The organism is Capnocytophaga sp. oral taxon 329 str. F0087 (assembly GCF_000213295.2).
GTDB classification, from domain to species: Bacteria; Bacteroidota; Bacteroidia; order Flavobacteriales; family Flavobacteriaceae; genus Capnocytophaga; species Capnocytophaga leadbetteri_A.
Genome location: NZ_KN390006.1, coordinates 32,738 through 35,544, shown reverse-complemented (window position 1 = coordinate 35,544; position 2,807 = coordinate 32,738). Strand labels below are relative to the sequence as shown.

Sequence of the window (2,807 nt, the reverse complement as noted above, 5' to 3'; positions counted from 1 at the left end):
GTGAGTTGTTCCATTTTTACTGTCAGATAGCCTCGAAAAGCTGTCTCTTCTAAAATATTTTTGATAAAAATGGGTAAGAAAGCAGCCGCAAAAACAGGGAGATAGGCAGCAACACTAAACTTGCTCACATCTACCCATCCTAATAGCTTACCAACAAACAGCGTTATGCCAATAACCACGGGATAGAGTGCAATAGCAAAGATATACCAGCGAATGTTTTGCTTAAAACGAGGTTTTAAAGGGAAATCTTTCCAACCATCACCACCAAAAATGCGAAGCAAAATCATACACACAATAGGAGTAGCAATAAAAATCCCTGATCCCAAAGACTCTAAAGTAGAAGGCTCACCAAGTAAGTGGTTTAACCCAATGCCTATCCATCCACAAGAGATGGCTACCAAGCTAAATAGAGTTACATTCCGAAGTGTTTTTTTATTGGTTCTCATATTATGGTAGGTTTATTTTAAAATTTCTAAGATTTTATCTTCATCGTAAACAAGCATACCAACTGCCACCAATGAAGCGATACCATGCACCAACATCCAAGCCTTAGCAATGTTATTTTTCAGTTCCTGAAAAGATAAGCTTCGGTATTCCTCACTATTTTTTATTATTTCTACCACTCGTCGGCTTTCAGGAAAAATATCGATAAGTTTTGCATTCGTAACATTATCCATATAAAAAGCCTTAAACAAAGCAGGCTCAATATGTGCCATTCGCACATACCCCAGCCCTAAATCTAAAAGAGTATTGCCTGTTTTTGAATAACCTAGTATTACATTTTGAAGATGTGAAAGAGCTTTTTTGCAGATTTCAGCTTTCAGGTCGTCCATATTTTTGTAGCACCAATAAATGGGCTGAGTAGAGCAACCTATTTGCTTAGCAATATTTCGGGCAGAAAGCACCGCAAAGCCTTCCTTTCGCACCATTTCAAAAGCAGTTCCTATAATTACTTCTTGCGTTATTGTTGTTGATTTTGGCATAATTTTTCACTATAACAGACATAATATAACACCTGTTATTTTTGCAAAAGTAGTACATTTTTTTGAACCTGCAAGTTTTTCGAAAAAAAAGAAAATAAAAAATTTAAATGTATTTTCTATTTCTGTTTGTATTAAAAAGGGATTTTGGCTTTTATTATTCACTAACTCTCTTATTTCCATCGTATTTTACTCCTGTAATACTTTCAAACCATTGGTTTAAGTATTCTTCTTGCTCCTGAACGGTAGCTATTTGTGAAAAATCGTTCTCGGGATCAAAGATATTTATTATTTCGGCAGTATCATAATCATACCTTTTTCCTAAAACTAACTTTACCGCTCGAAAATTCTGTTTGAAATGCCGAATCATATAATAATGACGCCTTGCCCCTTGTATCAATAGTTTTATGCCCTGCTGTTCTAAACGCTTGCGAAGGATATAGAATAGCGACCTTACCTCATTTGAAACCATTTCGTAATGATGATTAAGCGTGTCCTGATAAGTCATTACAAAAACCTTTACTTTTCCGCCCATATAGGTGAACGTTTCATCTTTAGAAAACATATCTAATAACACTGTGGAATTTCCTCTATCTTCTCTATAAAAAGTAATAGTAGCCTCTATCACTTGCTGGTCTGTTGTAAAGGCTTTAATGAAATACTGAGAAAAATTCTCTTTGACTTCTTGTGCTTGCATAGGAATGATTGTTGTTGCTAATAAGATGACTATTAGTTTATTTAGGTAATTATCAGAGATGCTTTTTATATAACAATGCTTTTAACTCTTTGAAAAAGAATTTTTCATTCTGCAAAATTGCATAGCAAGTAATCTATTGCATCTAAATTCATATCACTAACTTTTTAAAATCTCCCGTAAAGTATTAAAAACTTTCTGAGAAAAACAACCTTATTATCAATATTTTATAATTTGGAAATCACTGATTTTCAAATCTCAGTTTTACAATATTGAATTGTGCGAACAGTGTTCGCACTTTTTAAATTCCCCCGAATTCAGGGGAATTAAACTTATATAATCAGCTTCATTAATCACTCTGATATTTATTTCAACATCTTGTACTTTAAGTTTATTATTTGTTGATGCCATATTTTTGGTAAATTTTAGTTGTTAATTTTTTTTTGAATTACTATATAAACGTCCCTACAAGTACAATATCATTAAAAAGGTTCTCCTATAATACGGGTTTTATACTCACCTTTTACTATTTGCCAGCACACTTCGTAAGCAAGATACCCATCGCCATTATGTGCAATGATATAAAGGATATCGTCTTCCTCATCGTAATACGCAAAATTGTTAGTGTCCCAAATGCCAATCTCATACAAATCATCATAAGCACTTTTAGGGATAGGTACGTTTTTGCCATTGATAGTTACAGTGATACTCTTGTAATGGTCTTTAGGTAGAAACTCATCATTATCTAGTCCTTGTACCCGTTTCCCGTCAATGATATACTCACTATACTCTTTATGCTTTTTCTTGGTAATTTTATGCTTGGTTTTGTCAAATGGCTGTTTGGTAAGGGTTACACTAATGCCTTTACCAGCAATGGTGATACTATTGCCTTGCTCTTTCCCTTTGCCAATAGAAGGAAATTCGCTAATCATCTTTAGGCGACTTTTATGCACATAGCCTTTATCTACAGCAATCCAATTGGGAGGAGTAGGTTCATCTTCCAAAAAATAAACATTCACAAGGGTATTAGCAGGTAGCGTACCTACAATTTTGCTTTTTACGCTTTCTTTAGCGCGAATGTTTACATAGCCGTCTTTGTCTTTTACTACGGCATAATCTCCAAAAGGACCTTG

Annotated in this window: 3 protein-coding genes and 1 pseudogene; all 4 read right to left on the bottom strand. The window is 34.2% G+C overall.

The annotated features are described in order from the left end of the window. A pseudogene (locus HMPREF9074_RS06560) lies at positions 1-446 on the bottom strand (CPBP family intramembrane glutamate endopeptidase); the annotation flags it as partial. A gap of 12 nt (positions 447-458) precedes the next feature. After that, positions 459-983, bottom strand: a complete 525-nt coding sequence (locus tag HMPREF9074_RS06555) for a TetR/AcrR family transcriptional regulator (protein ID WP_009388891.1) — start codon at positions 981-983, stop codon at positions 459-461. A gap of 154 nt (positions 984-1,137) precedes the next feature. Next, positions 1,138-1,677 (bottom strand): hypothetical protein, encoded by a 540-nt coding sequence (locus tag HMPREF9074_RS06550; RefSeq protein WP_034540056.1) that lies wholly within the window; start codon positions 1,675-1,677, stop codon positions 1,138-1,140. Between the two features lie 479 nt (positions 1,678-2,156). Then, positions 2,157-2,807, bottom strand: a 651-nt coding sequence (locus HMPREF9074_RS06545; protein WP_034540053.1) for an SH3 domain-containing protein, incomplete at its 5' end; no start/stop codon positions are given.

What these genes read in the sequence shown, in the direction of transcription:
- HMPREF9074_RS06555 (WP_009388891.1), bottom strand. Translation starts at nt 983, where the DNA reads ATGCCAAAATCAACAACAATAACGCAAGAAGTAATTATAGGAACTGCT.
- HMPREF9074_RS06550 (WP_034540056.1), bottom strand. Translation starts at nt 1,677, where the DNA reads ATGCAAGCACAAGAAGTCAAAGAGAATTTTTCTCAGTATTTCATTAAA.